Source organism: Pseudomonas sp. FSL R10-0056 (assembly GCF_009600105.1).
In the GTDB taxonomy this organism is placed as follows: domain Bacteria; phylum Pseudomonadota; class Gammaproteobacteria; order Pseudomonadales; family Pseudomonadaceae; genus Aquipseudomonas; species Aquipseudomonas bubulae.
Genome location: NZ_WIWL01000130.1, coordinates 1 through 281, shown reverse-complemented (window position 1 = coordinate 281; position 281 = coordinate 1). Strand labels below are relative to the sequence as shown.

1 protein-coding gene is annotated in these 281 nt (G+C 58.0%); it reads right to left on the bottom strand.

The features are described 5' to 3' along the window. The coding region (locus GHO42_RS26405) for a hypothetical protein (protein WP_371928117.1) at window positions 1-150 on the bottom strand (150 nt) is incomplete at its 3' end. Between the last annotated feature and the right edge of the window lie 131 nt (window positions 151-281).

Below are 281 nucleotides of genomic sequence, written 5' to 3'. Positions count from 1 at the left end.
GGCTGACAGCACAGTGGAGAAGGTGGTGTTGTCCACGCAGAACCCCTCGCGCCTCATCTCAAGAAATGCAGTAACTGCACTGTCATGCACCCCGGAACGGGTATACGCAGCCATGAGGGAGTTCCAGGACACGACATCCCTCTGTGGCATTCTGTAGAACACCTCCTGGACAGCATCCACCCTGCCAGCACGCAGGTGCTGCCCAATCAGCCTGTTTGCTGAGGTTATGGCATCACAAGCGCCCGACATGCATGCCAGTGAGGACCTGGAAGGCCTAGTGC